Annotated in this window: 16 protein-coding genes; 9 read left to right on the forward strand and 7 right to left on the reverse strand. The window is 70.9% G+C overall.

The window, feature by feature from the left end:
- Positions 1-135: 135 nt before the first annotated feature.
- The 3 genes from K7396_RS31650 to K7396_RS31660 form a co-directional block, all read right to left on the reverse strand.
- Positions 136-516 (reverse strand): hypothetical protein, encoded by a 381-nt coding sequence (locus tag K7396_RS31650; protein ID WP_086715340.1) that lies wholly within the window; start codon positions 514-516, stop codon positions 136-138.
- Positions 517-960: 444 nt separating this feature from the next.
- Complete coding sequence (locus K7396_RS31655) at positions 961-2,508, reverse strand: ABC transporter substrate-binding protein (protein WP_143589004.1); 1,548 nt, start codon at positions 2,506-2,508, stop codon at positions 961-963.
- Between the two features lie 36 nt (positions 2,509-2,544).
- On the reverse strand, positions 2,545-4,527 hold the full coding sequence (locus K7396_RS31660; RefSeq protein ID WP_223660260.1) for a P-loop NTPase family protein: 1,983 nt from the start codon (positions 4,525-4,527) through the stop codon (positions 2,545-2,547).
- Between the two features lie 398 nt (positions 4,528-4,925).
- Between K7396_RS31660 and K7396_RS31665 the strand changes: the two genes are divergently transcribed.
- From K7396_RS31665 to K7396_RS31685, 6 genes are all read left to right on the forward strand, one after another.
- Positions 4,926-5,846, forward strand: coding sequence for an SDR family oxidoreductase (locus K7396_RS31665; RefSeq protein ID WP_086715335.1), 921 nt, complete (start codon positions 4,926-4,928; stop codon positions 5,844-5,846).
- Between the two features lie 106 nt (positions 5,847-5,952).
- Complete coding sequence (locus K7396_RS36030) at positions 5,953-6,123, forward strand: putative leader peptide (protein ID WP_359490480.1); 171 nt, start codon at positions 5,953-5,955, stop codon at positions 6,121-6,123.
- Between the two features lie 298 nt (positions 6,124-6,421).
- Positions 6,422-7,489, forward strand: coding sequence for an ABC transporter substrate-binding protein (locus K7396_RS31670; protein WP_086715333.1), 1,068 nt, complete (start codon positions 6,422-6,424; stop codon positions 7,487-7,489).
- A gap of 4 nt (positions 7,490-7,493) precedes the next feature.
- Positions 7,494-8,345: an ABC transporter ATP-binding protein gene (locus K7396_RS31675; protein ID WP_086715332.1), complete on the forward strand. Its 852-nt coding sequence runs from the start codon at positions 7,494-7,496 to the stop codon at positions 8,343-8,345.
- Positions 8,342-9,295 carry an ABC transporter permease gene (locus K7396_RS31680; protein WP_208629089.1) on the forward strand — a complete coding sequence of 318 codons (954 nt, stop codon included), beginning with the start codon at positions 8,342-8,344 and terminating at the stop codon, positions 9,293-9,295. Before K7396_RS31675 ends, K7396_RS31680 begins: the two co-directional genes overlap by 4 nt.
- A gap of 112 nt (positions 9,296-9,407) precedes the next feature.
- Positions 9,408-10,310 carry a TauD/TfdA dioxygenase family protein gene (locus K7396_RS31685; protein ID WP_086715330.1) on the forward strand — a complete coding sequence of 301 codons (903 nt, stop codon included), beginning with the start codon at positions 9,408-9,410 and terminating at the stop codon, positions 10,308-10,310.
- 113 nt (positions 10,311-10,423) lie between these two features.
- On the opposite strand, the gene K7396_RS31690 is transcribed toward K7396_RS31685, so the two are convergent.
- The 3 genes from K7396_RS31690 to K7396_RS31700 form a co-directional block, all read right to left on the reverse strand.
- On the reverse strand, positions 10,424-11,902 hold the full coding sequence (locus K7396_RS31690) for an ATP-binding protein (RefSeq protein WP_086715328.1): 1,479 nt from the start codon (positions 11,900-11,902) through the stop codon (positions 10,424-10,426).
- The gene (locus K7396_RS31695; RefSeq protein WP_086715326.1) at positions 11,899-13,584 is read right to left on the reverse strand and encodes an FAD-dependent oxidoreductase; all 1,686 of its coding nucleotides are present in this window, start codon (positions 13,582-13,584) and stop codon (positions 11,899-11,901) included. The genes K7396_RS31690 and K7396_RS31695 overlap by 4 nt, the downstream gene beginning before the upstream one ends.
- Positions 13,585-13,789: 205 nt before the next feature.
- On the reverse strand, positions 13,790-14,566 hold the full coding sequence (locus K7396_RS31700) for an SOS response-associated peptidase (protein WP_086715325.1): 777 nt from the start codon (positions 14,564-14,566) through the stop codon (positions 13,790-13,792).
- A gap of 161 nt (positions 14,567-14,727) precedes the next feature.
- Between K7396_RS31700 and K7396_RS31705 the strand changes: the two genes are divergently transcribed.
- Positions 14,728-14,985 carry a hypothetical protein gene (locus K7396_RS31705; RefSeq protein ID WP_086715324.1) on the forward strand — a complete coding sequence of 86 codons (258 nt, stop codon included), beginning with the start codon at positions 14,728-14,730 and terminating at the stop codon, positions 14,983-14,985.
- Between the two features lie 247 nt (positions 14,986-15,232).
- A complete protein-coding gene (locus K7396_RS31710; protein ID WP_086715322.1) occupies positions 15,233-16,219 on the forward strand; it encodes a D-alanyl-D-alanine carboxypeptidase family protein in 987 nt (328 codons plus the stop codon).
- Between the two features lie 222 nt (positions 16,220-16,441).
- Here K7396_RS31710 and K7396_RS31715 read toward each other — a convergent pair whose 3' ends face one another.
- On the reverse strand, positions 16,442-17,350 hold the full coding sequence (locus tag K7396_RS31715) for a LysR family transcriptional regulator (RefSeq protein WP_086715320.1): 909 nt from the start codon (positions 17,348-17,350) through the stop codon (positions 16,442-16,444).
- A gap of 70 nt (positions 17,351-17,420) precedes the next feature.
- Between K7396_RS31715 and K7396_RS31720 the strand changes: the two genes are divergently transcribed.
- Entirely contained in the window at positions 17,421-18,335 is a 915-nt protein-coding gene (locus tag K7396_RS31720) for a dihydrodipicolinate synthase family protein (RefSeq protein WP_086715317.1), read from the forward strand.
- The last annotated feature ends 6 nt before the right edge of the window (positions 18,336-18,341 follow it).

Here is an 18,341-nt window from a genome sequence, read left to right on the forward strand (position 1 = left end):
TCTTCTCGTTCACCGGGTCGGTCGCCTCATCGAGCCCGGCGAGAAGGGCGCATCAAGGGGAGCAGGGGCGGCTACGAGGCCGGTGCGGCCTGGGGTCTGGGGTCTGAGGGCCTGGCCGCGGAGGGGCGTGCTGGTCTAGACGCCGGGTCGTTTGAGCTGGGCGATCCGCTGGCTCTCCGCCTCTTCGTTCGCCACATGCTGTTTCATCATCGACTCGTTGAAGTTCTCGTCGGCCTCATGGTTCTTGGCCATGTTGTTCAACCCGCCGCCGATCTCCTTGAGTTTCGACGCGAGGTGGCCCATCGACTCGTACATGCCGTCCCGCAGGCCCTCGTAGACGACGCCGAATTTCTCCCCCAGGTCGTCGTCGCCCCAAGGCGGCGTGTCCTGGCCTTCGAGGGAGGTCAACGCGCTCTGCAGCGTGTCGACGAGGGACTGGTAGTCCTTGCCGATTCGGTCGAAATCGGTGCCGCCCGTACGCAACGACCCGATGTCGGCCTTGAGTCCGTCCCCCATCGAGTTCCCCTTGTCCTGGACGTCGCCGCCGCCACGTCGATACCGAAAAGTTTAACCATCAAAGTTGACGCCACCTCAAGATGCCTCGGCGTACGGGCCTGCTCCCTCACGCGGCGCGGCGAGGGAGCTGGGCCCGTGTCGGGTGCCCCGAGCGGCGAGGTACCTGTGGAGCCCAGCAAGAGACCCCGTCAGAGACCCCGCCGGAGCCCCGACAGGGCCTCCGGCGCGGAGCCCCGGACAGGCCCCTGCAGAGCACCCAAAGGACAGACACCTGCAAAGGCGCCGGTAACGCACCTCTGCACGCATCCGGAGAGGCCCGCGTCAGTTCAACAGCTCGGCTTCCAGGACGAGAAGGGAGCGGTTCCGGTTGCGTGCGCTCTCACGAAAACGTGGTGCCACCCCGTGAACCCCTCCCTTCTGCATCGCTCCCGGCCAACTCCCGGGTCAGGGCACCAGATACGGCGCGCCCGGGTCCTTGAGGGGCTCGGGCAGCCGGATCACCGGAACCGGTTTGTTGTGCGGCCAGCCTTGGGAGGCGTCGTCGAAGCTGAGTTCTCCGCCGGCGGCCGGAACGGTGCTGGCGTCGTGCAGGTTGGTGATCTCGTTGTAGACGTCCTGGACGTCGGGTGCTTCCTTGCCGGTCTGGCCGGTGACGTTGCGGGTCGCCCAGATGGCGGTCAGCACGGCGTCGTGGTGCATGATCGCGTATCCGTCGTCCAACACGGAGTCGGGGAAGCGCAGGTCCCGCAGGGCCTGGTGGAAGGGCTTGAAGCCGGACGGGGCATGGACGCCGCGGACCCACTGATCGGGGCTGGTCGCGGAGGCGTCCAGAATGGTGATCTTGCTGTCCTTGAGCAGCGTCTGAACCTGCTTCCCCTGCGCGAACGCCCCGGTGGCCCCGGTCATCACCGTGATCGGTGTGTCGTGGCCGCACTGGCTGCGGGCCGACAGGGCACGGATGAGATCGGCGAGATCGCGGTCGCGCCCGGCGTAGAAGATCACTTGAGCCTTGGTCAGGCAGATGTTGTTGACGGCGTTGAAGAAGAGCCGGGGAACGCCCGCGGGCTTGTGGCCGGTCGCGCCGACGAACGAGGCGCGCCGTCGGCCGATGTAGTCGCCGAACTCGTCGTCGAACGCCGTGCGCAAGGTCTTGACGTAGTTGTCTTCCCGGCTGTCGAAGACCAGGTAGCCGCGGCGCCCGGCCAGCGGGGAGTGGTCGAGGTACCGGCGGAGCGCCTTGGCGTAGTCGGCGTTGGACGGCGACACCTTGAACAGCCGTGACGCGTTGAGGTCGGTGGCGGTCAGGACCGCGCCGATCGCGGGGATCTTCCGCCGGCCGAGTTCGGTGGCCGCCGCCTGGGTCTCCGGGATGCTGACCCCCAGGCCGGTGACCGCGACCAGGGGATGCTCGCCGCCGACCATGTCGGCCAGCTGCGCCACCACCGGCTTCCAATGCGTCTCGCTGCGGCCCTCGTTGGCCAGGACGAGCTGGATCAGCGGGGTCCTTCCCTGGACGCCGGTGGAACTGGTCGTGGACAGTTCGGGGCAGGCGTTCGCCCGGCACTGCGCGACGAAGGCACCCTCAAGGCTGGTGCGGATCTCCTCCAGGGGCAGCGCGCTGGTGTCGCTCTCCGTCATCGGCATCAGCACACCGACCTTGACGTACGGCAGCCGGCTCTTCCCGGACGCCGGCTTCTCCCACTGGTCGCGGACGCGTCTGTTCTCCTGCGCGATCCGGTCGGTGATGCCCTTGAGGCGCGGGTCGAAGGCGAACGCCTTCTCGTTCGTCAGGCCGACGCACTCCCGCTCCGCGCCGGTGCCGTCCCAGTACAGACCGGGCTGGTCCGCCGCGCAGCTGTTGTCCTCCTCGGCCCACCGGAAGAACCAGATGCCGCCGGCTATCAGCGCCAGCACGAGGGCGAGGGCGGCGGCTCCTCGCCACCCCTTCCACCACGGAGGGAGTTCATCGGCGGGTTGCGGGGGCAGATGCATGGGCCAGCTCCTAGAGGACGGGGTGCTGCGGTGCGCTCACACGTACTTCGCGGCCTCGTGCATGAGCCCGATCCGGCGAGGGACGGAGCGCATGGCAAGGTCCTGGAGCATCGCGTTGATGGTCCGGTTGAGTTCGGGATTCGTACCGGGCAGCCGGTTGCGCGGGTCGGACGCCAGCCACAGCCCGGTCACCAGCAGGGTCAGGGGCGTGTGCTCGGCGAACGAGCGGGGCGCGAGGTCGGCCGCCAACTGCTCCAGACGCAGCGTGGCCGACTGCTCCGGCACCACCGGATCCCGCAGGGGCGCGGCGGTGATCGTGTACAGCTCGTACAGCCAGATGTCGGTGTCGGTGAGTTCGACCAGGCGCCGGGCGAGATGCTCGACGACGTCGTCCACGCGGTGCAGTGCCAGCGAGTGGTACAGCACCTCCAGCGGGTGGCCGTGGTGGGCGTGCCAGGCCCGCAGTTGTTCGTGGACGGCCGTCCAGCGGTCCGGGCGGGCGGCCAGCTCCTGCAACAGCAGCAGGCGCAGCCACGGATGCAGTACGGAGCTGCCGCGCAGCGGGTGTGGATGGACGCCTTCCAGATACCCGGAGCCCCGGCCGCCGCGGGCCTCGGCGTCCTGGGGGACCGGATCGGTCAGCCATAAGCGGGTCGCGACCACCCGCGCCAGCGAATCGCGGGTGTGCAGCTGGAAGCGGTCGAGGAGCCCCGCGTCGCAGGCGGCGTCGAACTCGCGGGCGGCACAGCACTCGACCAGCGCACGGTGCTGGTCGTCGGTCAGATCGCGCAGCAGGTACTGCCGCGCCGCCTCCTCCAGCATCGGCCCCTCGTCGGCGCTCTCCGCGGACGGCGAGGTGCTGGAGAGCACCGCGCGCAACAGCGTCTCCGGGTACTCGCGGCCCACGAGACGGGCCGAGGCGGTGAGCAGTTGCCGGGTGCTCCACGGGTGCCCGTCGGTCAACTGGTGTGCGAGCAGGGGCGCTTCCGGCAGCCGCGCGGCGATGTTCGTACCGAGCTGGGCGGTCTCGCCCGCGGTCAGGCCGCGCAGCCGGACGCAGTACCAGCGCCAGGAGCGGTTCGGCGGCGGGTCGGGGATGGCCTGTTCCCAGTCGGCGAAACTGGCCTGCTCGGGGGCGCTGACCCGGACGCCCGCCGGCCCGTTCGCGAACATCGCCGGCACCCGGCCGACGTTCGACGCCGCGGCCACGGCCAGCAGCGGATCCGGCGCCCCGTCGGCGTCCCGCAGTTCCATCAGCAGGTCCAGGAACTCGCGGCCCCCGGGGGCGTCGATGTTGTCCAGCAGCACCACACAGTTGCGGTCGCGCTGGCGGCGCGCGTACTCGCCGCGCAGATCGGCGAGGAACGCCTCGCACAGCCGCCGGTCCACCGCGGCCCGGTCCGACGGCTCCTCGCTCTTGCTGAGCTGGTTGAGCTCGACCAGGGCGTCCAGGGCCGCCAACGGACCGGCGTACCAGGCGAATCCGGTGTGCCGGGTCACCCGCAGCGGCATGCTGGGCGGCTGCCGGATGAGGCTGGCCAGCAGGCCGACGCCCGGGATCCGCACCAGGTTGAGGTCCTGCAGCAGTCCGGCTACGGCGGCGACCCGGTCGCCCGCGGCATGCGGCTCCTGGGGCCCGCGCAGCGCCTGCCGCAACTGCTTCTTGGCCCGCTCGGGATCCGTCGCGTCCAACGACAGCTCGGGGGCCACCACGGCCAGCCCCAGCGTCAGACGAGGGAAGACCAGCGGGGTCTGCCGGGGAAAACGGTGCGACAGCCCGTACGCCAGCCGGCCGGCGACCTCATGCGGCCTGCGGGGCGCGGCGGACCCGAAGTCGAAGTACGCGTGCGGACGCCGCGACCCGAGATAGCCGAGCCAGTTCAGCGTGGTGGTCTTCCCGCTGCCCCGCGGCCCTACGAGCACGACCGTGGGAAGGCCGTGTCCGGCGTCGCCGCCCCTGCCGTCCTGCAGACGCGAGCGGCACTCCTCGTACAGGGTCTCGATCCCCCGTATTCCCAACGGACGTTCCGTCACGCTGCTCGGCCCCCCGTGAAGACAGCGGCTGTCACGACAGCAACTGATGTCGGCACCTGTGATGTCAGCGACGGCACGCGCCGGCTGATTACAGAAGGTTGGCACGCGTGCGCACAACGTGCCACCGGTTCGCGCAAGCGGTTCGCAGGAGGTGCGGACGGGGACGGCGGTCCGGGGCGCGGCTCGGGCCGGGAGCCGGGACCCTGCTGTTTCCCGGCGGGCGGGCGGTCCGACGGGCCGTCCGGACTCTCGCGGGTGCTCGCCGCCTCGCGCCCACCGCGCGCGGCGGTGCCCCGACGCGCCTACGGTGAAAGTGAGAGAGGCGCCGGAGCCCGCCTGCCCGCTCGCCAGCCGCTCGTCGTCAGGAATCTCAGGAGCGCGCGATGCCCCACACCACGCCACCGCCGCGACCGCGTCCGCCGGCCCGCCCGGGACGGCCTGGCTCTCTGCACGGCCGCACCGCCGTGGTGACCGGTGCGGCGCGCGGTCTGGGCAAGGCGACCGCCCGAGAGCTGGCCCGGCGAGGAGCGCGGGTGGCCCTGCTGGGGCGGGAGGAGACGGCGCTGTGGGAAGTGGCGTCCGCCCTTCCGTCGGAGTCGTGCTGCTGGGGCGTCGACGTCACCGACGACGACGCCATGGGGCAGGTGGCCCAGGAGGTACGCGACCGCCTGGGGCCGGCGTCCATCGTCGTGGCGAACGCGGGAATCGCCGAGGGCGGGCCCTTCGGCGGGTCCGATCCGCACACCTGGCGCCGGGTGATCGAGGTGAATCTGATCGGCAGCGCGATCACCGCCCGCTCGTTCCTGCCGGACCTGCTCGCCACGCACGGCTACTTCCTGCAGGTCGCCTCGCTGGCGTCCATCGGGGCCGCGCCCCTGATGAGCGCGTACTGCGCCTCCAAGGCCGGAGTGGAGTCGTTCGCGCACTCACTGCGCGCCGAACTCGCCCCCGAGCGCGTGGGAGTCGGCATCGCCTATCTGAACTGGACCGACACCGACATGATCAGGGACGCGGACCAGCACCCCGTGCTCCGTGAACTCCGCGCCCACATGCCCCCGCCCGCGAGAAAGGTCCACTCCGCCGGGTGGGTCGCCGCCCGCCTGGTCACCGCCGCCGAACACCGATCGGCCGCCGTCTACGTACCGGGCTGGCTCCGCGCCGCCCAGGCGGTACGCGCCGCCCTGCCGGCCGTCGTCACCCAGCTCTCCCGGCGCGAACTGCCCCGACTGGCCGCCCGCACCCCCTTCGAACCGACCGGCCTCCTGGGCGCCGGCGGCCGCGCCGACAAAGCGGGGCGGGGGTAGCCACAACCGCGACGCGAAGTCCGCACTTCGGTGAGGCGCTGAGCCTTCCGGGCCGCCGAACCCGTCCTTTCCGCGGCGCCGATTGTGAACGGCGTACTGCGCCCGTATGGCGGGAGAATCAGAAAGCGGGACGAGGGCTGTCGCGTTGTTGACGTGGCTGATTTTCGCTGCCAGCCTCCGGAGTGTGAGTCACTCGGAGAACTTCACCGCACGCCTGCACGTCGATCTGCGACGTCAGGCCAGTGCGATCTGTGCCACCAGCGCCGCTGACTGCTAGAGCCGTCGGCCGGCATCGGCTTCTGGGCGCCCCGTGATCCCGTTGCGCGTACTGGCCCGGGAATGCATGGCCGCCTGGTGATTTCGCCGCGTGCGCAGCTGGAATCTGCCGGAATGAGCGCGTGAACTGAGCCGTTTTGCTCGGCCGTTCATGTTCGTCGTTCCCTCTCCCATTCCCATTCCCATTCGATTTCCTTAACCGCCGTCGTGGTTGCCGGGAATCGAGAAGGCTCTGCGTCTCCATGTTCCCTTTCTCCCCATCGCCCTGCCCCGCCCACCACCTCGAACAGGACCCCGTAATGAGCAGGCTGATCGCCCCATCGAACCGACGCCAGTTCCTCACGCTGCTGGGCCTCTCGGCGGTCGCGGTCAGTTGTGGCGGCGGGGGCGCTGTGGCAGCCAAGGACCAGACCAGGACGCTGCGGTACCAGGGGTGGGCGGGGTCCGTCATCCTGCCCGAACTGGCCGCGGACCTCGGCTTTCTGGAGGACGTGAAGCTGAAGTGGGTCGGCAACACGATCAGCGGGCCGCAGGACATCCAGTCGGCGGCCACCGGACAGGTCGACTTCGGGGGCGCGTTCAACGGAGCCGTCGTCAAACTCGCCGCGCGGAAGGCCCCCATCACGGCGGTGATCAGCTACTACGGCGTCGACAAGGCCGCGTACAACGGCTTCTACGTCCTTGAGGACAGCCCGATCCGCTCCGCTCGTGACCTGATCGGCAAGAAGGTCGGGATGAACACGCTCGGCGCGCACTCCGAGGCGATGCTCGACATCTACCTGCAGCGCCACGGCCTGTCGCAGGCGGAGATCCAGAAGGTCGAGCCGTTGGTGGTGCCCCCGGTCAACACCGAGCAGTCGCTGCGGCAGAAGCAGATCCAGGTGGGTGTCCTCGGCGACATCCTGCGTGACAAGGCTCTGCAGACCGGCGGCATCCGACCACTGTTCACCGACTACCAGCTGCTCGGCGACTTCTCCGCCGGCACCTATGTGCTGAACGACCGGTTCCTGAAGGAGAACCCCGGCACCGCGCGCACCTTCGTCACCGGCGTCGCGCGCGCCATCGAGTGGGCCCGCGCGACCCCGCGCCAAGAGGTCATCGCCCGGCAGATCGAGATCGTCAGGAAGCGGGGCCGGAACGAGGGCACCGCTCCGCTGAAGTACTGGAAGTCCTTCGGCGTCGCCGAGCGGGCCGGGCGCGTCACCGACAAGGAGTTCCAGTTGTGGATCGACTGGCTCGCCGAGCGCGGTGACATCGGGAAGGGGCAGGTCAAGGCGTCGGATCTCTACAGCAACGAGTTCAACGCGTACCGCCGGAAGACGAAACCGTCCGCGGCCGGGGCGACGGCCACCGAGAGCGGGAGCTGATCCCATGTCCCGAACCACCACACCCAAGATCGAGTTCGAGCGGGTGCGCAAGACCTTCCCCGTCAGAAAGGGGAGCGCCCAGGGCCGCGGTCCGGCACACGGCGAGGACGGGTTCACCGCGCTGGACGGTGTCGACCTGCGCATCGACGCGGGGGAGTTCGTCGTTGTGGTCGGCCCCAGCGGATGCGGCAAATCCACGCTGCTGGACCTGCTGGGAGGGCTCGCCCGGCCGACCGCCGGACGGATCCTCCTGGACGGGGAGCCGGTGACCGGACCCGGCCTGGACCGCGGCATCGTCTTCCAGCAGTACGCGCTGCTGCCCTGGCGCACCGCCCTGGGCAACGTCGAGTTCGGCCTGGAGGCGACCGGCGTGCCACGGCGTGAGCGCGCCGCCCGTGCCCGCGAGTACCTGGACCTGGTCGGGCTCTCCGGGTTCGAGAACCGGCACCCGCACGAGCTGTCCGGCGGTATGCGCCAGCGCGTGGCCATCGCGCGCTCACTCGCCTACGATCCGGACGTCCTGCTGATGGACGAGCCGTTCGCCGCACTGGACGCCCAGACCAGGGAGCTGCTCCAGGACGAGCTGCTGCGCATCTGGCAGCGCACCCGGAAGACCGTCGTCTTCATCACGCACGGCATCGAGGAGGCCGTCTACCTGGGGGGACGGGTGGCCGTCATGACGTCCAGGCCCGGTCGCATCAAGCAGGTCGTGCCGATCGGCTTCGACTCCCGTACGGAGACCGACGACCTGCGGTCCAGCCCCGAGTTCGCACGGTACCGGCACGAGATCTGGACGCTCCTGCACGACGAGGTGACCAGGACCCACCTGCTGGAGAAGGAGGAGGTCCCCGTATGAGCATCGCCGGCGATTCCCGCACTCGGCAGCGCCCGGCCCCGGAGGAACGCCCCGCGCCGTCCGCCGCCACACCGCCGCAGGCGAACGGCACACCGTCCACAGCCCTCCCCGGCGAGCCCGTGTCCGGCCCGCCGACCGCGTCGGGTGGGCCGCGCCCCCACCGCCCTTCCGTACTGCCCCGCATCCTGCGCGCGGCGCTGACCGGCGTCACCAGGTCGGCGGCGATCGTCGCCCTGCTGCTCGCGTGGGAGCTGGCGCCCCGCTTCGGCCTGGTGAACCGGACCTTCCTGCCGCCGTTCAGCGAGGTCGCCCAGGCGTGGTGGGGACTGGTGGCGAACGGCCAGCTCGCCGACAACGCGCAGGCCAGTCTGGTGCGTTCGTTCAGCGGCTTCGGCATCGCCGTCGCCGTGTCCGTACCGCTGGGCCTGCTCATCGGCTGGTACCGGCCGGTCGCCGATCTCCTCAACCCGTTGCTGCAGGTCTTCCTCAACACCGCGGCCCTGGCCCTGCTGCCCGTGTTCGTCCTGCTCCTCGGCATCGGTGAGACGTCGAAGATCTCCATCGTGGTGTACGCCTGCGCCTGGCCGATCCTCTTCAACACCATCAGCGCGGTGCGCACCGTCGATCCCACCCTGCTGAGGCTGGCGAAGTCCATGGACCTGTCCGCCCCGCGGCTGTTCCAGAAGGTGATCCTGCCGGCCTCGGTGCCGACGATCTTCACCGGAATCCGGCTGGCGGGGGCGGTGTCCATCGTCGTCCTGGTCGCCGCCGAGATGATCGGCGCCAAGGCCGGCCTCGGCTATCTCATCAACGCGTCCCAGTACAACTTCGCCATTCCGCAGATGTACGCGGGCATCGTCACGATCTCCGTCGTCGGCGTGGCCTTCAACCAACTGCTGGTGGCCGTGGAGAAGCGGCTCAGCTCCTGGCGCGTCCCCGCGACGCGCTGACGCCCTGCTCGCTGACGCTCCTCGCGCGACCCACCGGCTCCCACCGACCTCCTGCTCCTCATCCCCTCCTTCTCACCCCCAAATTGCCGCAACCCCGGAAAGGAACACCTCCATGAGCACCAGTACAGGCTTCGACATCCGCCGGATCGGCGGACGCATCGGCGCCGAGATCGTCGGCGCCGACCTCTCCGCCGACCTCGACCCGGCGATCGTCGCCGAGATCAACGCGGCTCTGCTGGAACACAAGGCGCTGGTCTTCCGCGGCCAGCGGCTGGACGACGCCGGACAGCTGCGCTTCGCCGCCCTCTTCGGCGAACTCACCGCCGCCCACCCCACCGTCCCGTCCGTGGACGGACAGCCCAACGTCCTGCCCGTCGACGGGGACGAGGGCATCCGCGCCAACCGCTGGCACACCGACGTCACCTTCGTCCGCACGCCCCCGAAGGCATCGACCCTGCGCGCCATCGTCGTCCCGCCCTACGGCGGCAACACGCTGATCGCCAACTCGGCCGCGGCCTACCGTGACCTGCCCGGCCCGCTGCGCGAACTCGCGGACAGCCTCTGGGCGGTCCACACCAACGCCTACGACTACGCCGCCCCCAGGACCGAGAAGGCGGCCCAGCACCGCAAGCAGTTCGTCTCGCGCACGTACCGCACCGCCCACCCGCTGGTGCGCGTGCACCCCGAGACGGGGGAGCGCGGCCTGTTCATCGGCGGCTTCGCGCAGACCGTCGAGGGCCTCGGCCCCTCCGAGTCCCGGGACCTGCTGCGCATCTTCCAGTCGTATGTGACGCGCCCGGAGAACATCGTCCGGGTGGCCTGGACACCGGGTGACCTCGTCCTGTTCGACAACCGCAGCACCCAGCACTACGCCCCCGACGACTACGGCGACCTGCCCCGCCTGCTGCACCGGGTGACCGTCGCGGGGGACGTCCCGGTGGGCATCGACGGCACCTCCAGCCGCGCCCTCGAAGGCGGCGACGACACCAGCCACTACACCCCTGCCGTGGCCTGAGCACACTCGCGGGCCAGTGGGCCGCCGACGTCCAGGTGCGCCTCCTTCTCCCGGCCCTCCCCGGGAGAAGGAGGCACGGGCGCGGGGCCAGGGGACGACGCCGCTCGGGGAACTCAGGACGGCTCCGGCGCGGAATCGGTACCGGTCTCATCAGTGCCGGTACCGGCCGAGGCCAGGGGCAGGCGTACCTGGAAGCGGGTGTCGCCGGGCACGGAGTCGAACCGCAGGTCTCCGCGGTGTTTGTTGACGATGATGCGCCAGGAGATGTCCAGGCCCAGGCCCGTCCCCTCGCCCACCGGTTTGGTGGTGAAGAACGGGTCGAAGACGCGGTCGCGGATCTCCTCGGGGATTCCCGGGCCGGTGTCGCGGAACTCGACGAGCAGATGGTCTCCGTCGCGGGCCGTGCGTACGGTCAGTGTGCCGTCGGTGTCCGTGCTGTTCATCGCCGAGACCGCGTTGTCGATCAGATTCGTCCATACCTGGTTGAGTTCGCTGGGGTAGGCCGGGATCTTCGGCAGGCCGCGGTCGTAGTCCTTGACGACGGTGACGCGGGGGCCGATCTTCGTGGAGACCATCAGCAGGGTGCTGTCGAGCAGTTCATGCACGTCCGAGACCTGGTGGGGCGCCCGGTCGAGCTGCGAGTACTGCTTGGCCGCGGAGACCAGGGAGGAGACGCGGTTGGTCGACTCCTCGATCTCGTTCATCAACAGCTCGGTCTCGACGGTGTAGTTGAGCCACCGTACGGCCCCTTCGAGGGTGTCCTCGTCCACCGCCGCGGCGATCTGGTCCAGCCAGTCGGTGTCCAGGCCGGCCTGGACGAAGGTCGGCGCGAGCTGCCATCCGTCGTCGATGCCGTGGTCGTCCAGCCAGTCGGCGAGGGCGTCCTCCCGGTCCGCGGCTTCCAGCGGGCTCAGCGCGGTGGCCTTGGCGACGCGCTCGGCGGTGCGTTCCTGGACCTCTATGAGCGTCTCCAGACTGTCGCGCCGGTACGGGCGTGCCGCGATGATGCCGAGCTTGTGGCGCATCCCGGCGACGCGCTCGCGCAGCGCGGACGTGGCCCGCACCGCCGCGGTGGCGGGGTTGTTCAGTTCATGGGTCAGCCCGGCGGACAGCGAGCCGAGAGCCAGCAGCCGTTCGCGCTGGCCGACGGCCTCCTGGGTGCTCTTCACGCCGAAGAAGAGCCCTTCGAGCAGGTGCACGGCCATGGGGAACCACTCGCGCATGATGGCGGCGAAGGTCTCCGCGGGCAGCACGAAGAAGCGCGCGGGCTCGATGACACGCAGGGAGCTGTTGTACACCTGCCGCAGCCGGTCGCCCAGGTACGCCTGGAAGGCGCCCGCGTACACCCCGCGGTCGGAACTCCGGGTGATTTCCACGTCGTAGTCCCCGATCCGGCGCGAGAGCACGATGGTCCCTTCGAGCAGCACGTAGAAGCACGTGGCCTCGTCGCCCTCCCCGTACACCGGACCGGGCGCGAACTCCTCCACCCGGCCCTCGCGGCAGAGCCGGGCGATCTGGTCGGGGGCCAGCTTCTCGAACAGGAACAGCGAGCCGAGTTCCTCCCGGCTGCACGGCAGCGGACGGCCGTTCACGACTGCTCCAGATACCGGTGGGCGAGCATGACCGCCATGGCTCCCTCGCCCACGGCGGAGGCGACCCGCTTCGCGGACTCGGCGCGGGCGTCCCCGGCCACGAACACGCCCGGGACGTTGGTCTCCAAGTGGTACGGCGGCCGGTCCAGCTCCCAGCCGGCCGGCGGGCGTCCGTCCGCGGTCAGGTCGGGCCCGGTCAGGATGAACCCGCGGGAGTCCCGGAGCACCGTGCCCTCCAGCCAGTCGGTCAGCGGGGCCGCGCCGATGAAGACGAACATCCACTGGGCGTCGACGAGTTCGGTCTCGCCGGTCGTCGTGTCGCGCAGGGTGAGCTGTTCCAGTTGGCGCGAGCCGTGGGCGGCGGCGACGACCGTGTGGGTGCGGACGGAGATCGTGGGCGTCTCGTCGACCTGCTGGATGAGGTAGTGCGACATCGACGTGGACAGGGACGGCCGCCGCACCAGCACGGTGACCGACTTGGCGCTCCGGGCCAGGTAGATCGCGGCCTGGCCCGCGGAGTTCGCGCCGCCGACGATGTACACATCATGGCCCTGGCACGCGGCCGCTTCGGTCAGGGCGGAGCCGTAGAACACGCCGCAGCCGGTCAGTTCGGTCACCTGGGGCGCGTCCAGTTGCCGGTAGGACACGCCGGTCGCGAGGATCACGGAGTGCGCGGCTACGGCCGAGCCGTCCGAGAACCGCACGACGCGCGACGCGCCGTTGACCTCCAACCCGGTGACCTCCCGCGCGGTCAGGATCTCGGCACCGAACTTCGCCGCCTGGCGCCGGGCCCGGTCGGTGAGCTGCGCCCCGGACACGCCGTCCGGAAAGCCGAGGTAGTTCTCGATGCGCGAGCTCTGACCCGCCTGGCCCCCGGTCGCGGAGCGCTCCACCAGGACGGTCCGCAGGCCCTCGGACGCCCCGTACACCGCCGCCCCCAGACCCGCCGGTCCGCCGCCGATCACGACGAGGTCGTAGAAGTCGGTCGCCGGGGTCGTCGCCAGGCCGACCCGGGTGGCCAGCTCCCGGTCCTCGGGCTCGACGAGGGCCGTGCCGTCCGGAGTGATCACCAGCGGGAGCCGCAGCCCCTCCTCGCCCGCGGCGCACAGCAGCCGCTTGCCCTCCGGCTCGTCGGAGGAGTACCAGCGGTACGGCACCTGGTTGCGCGCCAGGAACTCCCGCACGGCCGACGACCGCCCCGACCAGCGGTGTCCGACGACCTTGGTGACCGCCACCGGCCGGTGGTCGGCGTCCCGCCAGGCCGACAGGAGATCGTCGAGCACGGGGTAGAGCTTCTCCTCGGGCGGCTCCCAGGGCTTGAGGAGATAGTGGTCCAGGTCGACGACGTTGATCGCGTCGATGGCCGCGTCGGTGTCCGCGTACGCCGTCAGCAGCACCCGCCGGGCGTCGGGGTAGATGTCGAGGGCCTGCTCCAGGAACTCGATGCCGTTCATCTGCGGCATCCGGTAGTCCGCCACGATCACCGCGACGGGCCCGCCGCGCAGCTTCAGCTCGCGCAGAGCGGCAAGCGCGGACTCGCCGGACTCGGCGCGCACCACCCGGTACGACGCGCCGTAGCGTCGCCGCAGATCACGGGCGACGGCACGCGACACGCCCGGGTCATCGTCCACGGTCAGGATGACGGTCCGCGCCGGACCGGTGGCCTGATCGGCCTGACCCATAGGCATCCCGCCTGATGATCCTGAGGCAACCGTCCCCGAGCCGATCGCCCGTCCGCACCGCCTCGCGCGCCTGTCCGGCACGCCGGTGCGCGGGCACTGACCATTTTATGGGCGATCGGTGTGGTTCGCCGTGGAGGTCGGGGAGGGGCACCGGCCCGCCGGCCGCCCAGCCGTATCGGCCGTCAGCCGTGTTGCCCCTCGGCCGTCAGCCGTCCGACGAGGGCTCCGCGCTCCCGGGAGCCTCGTCGGTCCCGTCGATCTCGTCCAGGAGATGCGGCCCGTTGTTGCGGACGCTGTTGACCGCGGTGGAGACGGCGCGGGTGTCCAGGTGGCCCGCGGCCGGGGCGGTGAGCAGTGCGCGGAGTTCGCCGGGGTCCTGGTGGGCGGGGTCGAGCCAGGCGCTCCAGTCGTCGGGGGCGATGGCCAGCGGCATACGGGGGTGGACGCGGCCCGCGGCGTCGGTGGCCTTGGTGGTGATGATGGTGCAGGTGGTCCACCACGCCCCGGGCGCGTCGTCGTCGGCGATGTCCGGGGCGCGCCAGAACTCGTACAGGCCGGCGAGCGCCATGGCCCGGCCGTCCTCCGGGCTGATGAAGTACGGCTGCTTGCGGGCCTTGGCCGACCCGGTCGCCGGGACCGTCTGCCACTCGTAGAAGCCGTCCGCCGGCAGCAGGCACCTGCGCTTGGCGAAGGCCCGGCGGTAGGCGGGCTTCTCCGCGACCGTCTCCACCCTCGCGTTGATCATCTTCGCGCCGATCTCCGGGCTCTTCGCCCACGACGGCACCAGTCCCCAGCGCAGCGTTCGCAGCTGCCGGGTGACCTCACCGGTGTCGCGTGCCACGCGCTCCAGCACCGACCACACCGCATCGGTGGGGGCCACGTTCCAGCTCGGTCCGAGCGCCTGGTCGGGGTCCCAGTGTGTGACGTCGAACAGGTCGACCAGGTCCTGCGGACGGCGGGTGGAGGCATATCGACCGCACATACCGTCCACCCTGCCACGCCGCCGGCCCCTGCGGGTTCTCCCGCGCCTCACCGCTTGGCGCACCGGGGCGGCGGCAGAGGGTCGGGAAACGCCCGCATGCGCGATTCCGCTGCCGCGCGCCTGTCCCGCAACCGGCGCCACAGGCACTTAAATATCGGAGCGTGACTAGAGAGCCGCGGCGCTTCACGATCTTGTTGGTCCCCGAACACGTCGAGGACCGGGGCGGTGCCTCCGTGGAGGACTCGGCCGTCCGCTCGGCGGTCGTCGAGGCGACGGGCGAGACCGGCGCCTCGGGCTACCCGCGCTACGTCGGACACGGAATCGTGGCCGACATCGACCCCCGCACCCGCACGGTCGAGGCCGTGCTCGTCGACGGCACGGAACTGGACTACGGGCTGATCGCCACGGTCGCGCCCTGACCGAGCGCCGCCGGACGGGCGGGCACCGGCAGCGCACCACAGCCCAGGGGCATCCGCCGAGGGGCGCGCGCGAGCGACCTCACCGGCCGCCCCACCAGCCATCTGCGCAACACACCCCAAAGGCGAACCCCGTTACACGGCCATGACATAGCCGACTTGAGTCACTGTGATCACACAAGTAGGTTCGCCATGAACCGAGTTCTCCTACCTACCGGCGTCCGTTCGCCGGAAGAGATGGACGCCCCCCATGGGTTCCCACGCCCGCCCCAACCGAATACACCGCACCGGAGTCCGGATCGCGATGGTCGCACTCGTCGGTGCCGCCCTGCCGATGACGGCCGGTGGTCTCGCCCAGGCCGCCACTCCCGGCGCCACGCACTCCGCCGACGAGAACGACCAGCACGCCGTCCAGGGCAAGGCAGCCGACGCGCAGGACGCGAAGCACCAGGACGCTCCCCAGATCAACGCCGATCACGCCTTCCTGCTGGACGCCCGCGACGGCAGCCAGGAGCGGGAACTGTGGGGCGGGGCCAAGGCGGACGAGAGCGTGTCGATGGCCAGCACCACCAAGATCATGACGGCCATGGTGGTGCTCAAGCACCCGGAGTGGCTGAACCGGCAGATCACGGTGAAGCAGGAGTACCGGGACTACGTCCAGAAGGTCGGCGGCAGCACGGCCGACCTCCAGACCGGCGACACGCTGACCGTCGCGCAGTTGCTGCACGCCATGCTGATCCCGTCCGGCGACGACGCCGCGATGGCCCTGGCCGACAACCTCGGCTCGGGCAGCACCACGGACGCGCGGATCGCCGACTTCGTGAACCAGATGAACATCGAGGCGCAACAACTGGGCCTGACCGAAACGCACTTCGACGGCTTCGACGGCATCTCGCACGGCAGCAACTTCAGCACCGCCCGCGACCTGGCCAAGCTCGGCCAGCGCGCCATGCTGCAGCCGGTGTTCGCCGACATCGTGAAGAACAAGCAGTTCAAGGCCGAGGCCCCGGCGGCCAACGGCCACATCCGGTACTACACCTGGGACAACACCAACAAGCTGCTGAGCAGCTACGACGGTGCCCTGGGCATCAAGACGGGCAGCGGCCCGGAGGCCGGCTACGCCCTCGTCTTCGCCGCCAAGCGGGACAACCGCACCCTGGTCGGCGCGATCCTCAAGGACGACCAGAGCCGCTTCGACGACGCCGCCAAGATGCTCGACTGGGGCTTCGCCCACTGAACCGGCAGCTCCCCAGGTGCTGAGCACGTACCTCGTGCGGCACCACCGACGCCCCTGACCCGGCCGCCACACCAACGCCCCCTGTGCGGGCCACGATGCCGGGGCGTCATACGGGCGACGAACCCCCGCCGGCTCGCTCCGGCGGGGGTTCCTGCGTGGCGGTCACGGCCCGGCCGTCCGACGGGTACACCGGCGCACCGGGGTCGGGCCGTCGAACCGCCCTCAGCCCCTCATCGAGCGCACTGCCGCGCCGGCCGCCGCCACGAAGGCGGCGATCGCCGGGTGCGTGCCGCCGCCCGCGCGGAAGGCGACCTTCGACCGGCGGAACAACGGCAGCTTGGTCAGCACCACGCCGTCGGGGCTTTGCGCGGTGGCCATCTCCGGTACGAACCCCGCCCCTTGTCCGGTGGCGGCCAGGGCCAGCACGGTGCGGAAATCGTTGACCTGATGGCGGATTCTCGGCTGGAACCCGGCTGCCTGGCAGGCGCGTACGGCCATCGCGTGACCGGTCGTGCCGTCGCGTGCGGTGATCCACGGGGCCTCGGCGTAGGGCCCGAGCAGCCCGGCCAGGGTGTCGCTGCGGCTGGACTTCCCGGGCGCGGTACCGGTGACGAGGTACATCGGCTCTTCCAGCAGGGGCACCTCGTCCACGGTGGTGTCCGGTGAGGCGGGTACGAAGTCGTAGTCGTGGACCAGGGCGGCGTCGAGCTCGCCGGCTCGCAGGCCGTCGGACACCCGGGCGGAGTCGATCTCCTGCACCATCGGCTCCAGCGCGGGATGCCGTCGGGCCAGCTCGGCCAGCGTGGCGGGCACGATGGTGTGGCCGCCGGAGGGGAAGGTCCCGATGCGCAGCGGCCCGCCGATGCCGTCCCGGGCGCTGGCCAGCTCGGCGACCGCCAGCTCCAGGCGTTCCAGCACGGCGTCGGCGTGCGCGACGAGGGACCGGCCCGCGGGCGTGAGGACGACGCGCCTGCCACTGCGTTCCAGCAGGGGCACGCCTGCCTCGCGCTCCAGCACGCCCAGCTGCTGGGAGACGGCGGAGGCGGTGAAGGTCAGCGCTTCGGCCACGGCGGCGATGGTGCCCCGCCGGTCCAGTTCGCGCAGCAGGTGAAGACGACGGAGATCGAGCATAAGCTCAGCTTAGGCATAGAGGTAGAAATCAGAAATGGATCTACCGGGTCTGGTGCGCCAGGCTTGAACCATGAACCCCGATCCGTTCTTCAGCGGCCTCTACGTCCCCTTGGTGACCCCGTTCACCACCGACCTGCGGCTGGCCCCCGACGCGCTGGCCCGACTCGCCGACGACGCGCTGTCGGCCGGCGCCTCCGGACTCGTCGCCCTCGGCACCACCGCGGAAGCGGCCACCCTGACCGCGGAGGAGCAGCAGACGGTGGTGCGCGTCTGCTCCGCCGCCTGCCGCGCACACGGCGCCCCGCTGATCGTCGGGGTCGGCACCAATGACACCGCCGCCGCCATCACGTCGCTGCGCGCGCTGGCGGCCGGCGGCGACGTGGCCGCGGCGCTGGTTCCCGCGCCGCCCTACATCCGGCCCGGCGAAGCGGCGACACTCGCGCATTTCACCGCCCTGGCCGAACACGGCGGCCTGCCGTTGATCGTGTACGACATCCCCTACCGCACGGGCCAGGCCCTCAGCGCCGGTACGATCGCCGCGCTCAGCCGCTTGCCGGGCGTCGTCGGGATCAAGCACGCGACCGGCGCGATCGACGCGACGACGGTGGAGGTGCTCGGCGCCCCCGAGCCCGGCTTCGCCGTACTCGGCGGCGACGACGTCGTCCTCTCGCCGCTCGTCGCGGCGGGCGCCCACGGCGGCATCGTCGCCTCGGCCAACCTGCGCACCGCCGACTACGCCGAACTGATCTCGCTGTGGCATCGCGGCTCCGCCGCACCCGCCCGTCGGCTCGGCGCCGAGCTGGCCCGGCTGTCCGCCGCCCTCTTCGCCGAACCGAACCCGACCGTGATCAAGGGAGTGCTGCACGCGCAGGACCGCATCCCCAGCCCGGCCGTCCGGATGCCGCTGCTGGCCGCCGCCGCCGGTCCGGTCCGCCGAGCGGCCCTCCTGGCGGGCAGCCGCACGCGTCAGGTGTCCCCGGTCTGACCTCAG

This window comes from Streptomyces angustmyceticus (assembly GCF_019933235.1).
In the GTDB taxonomy this organism is placed as follows: Bacteria; Actinomycetota; Actinomycetes; order Streptomycetales; family Streptomycetaceae; genus Streptomyces; species Streptomyces angustmyceticus.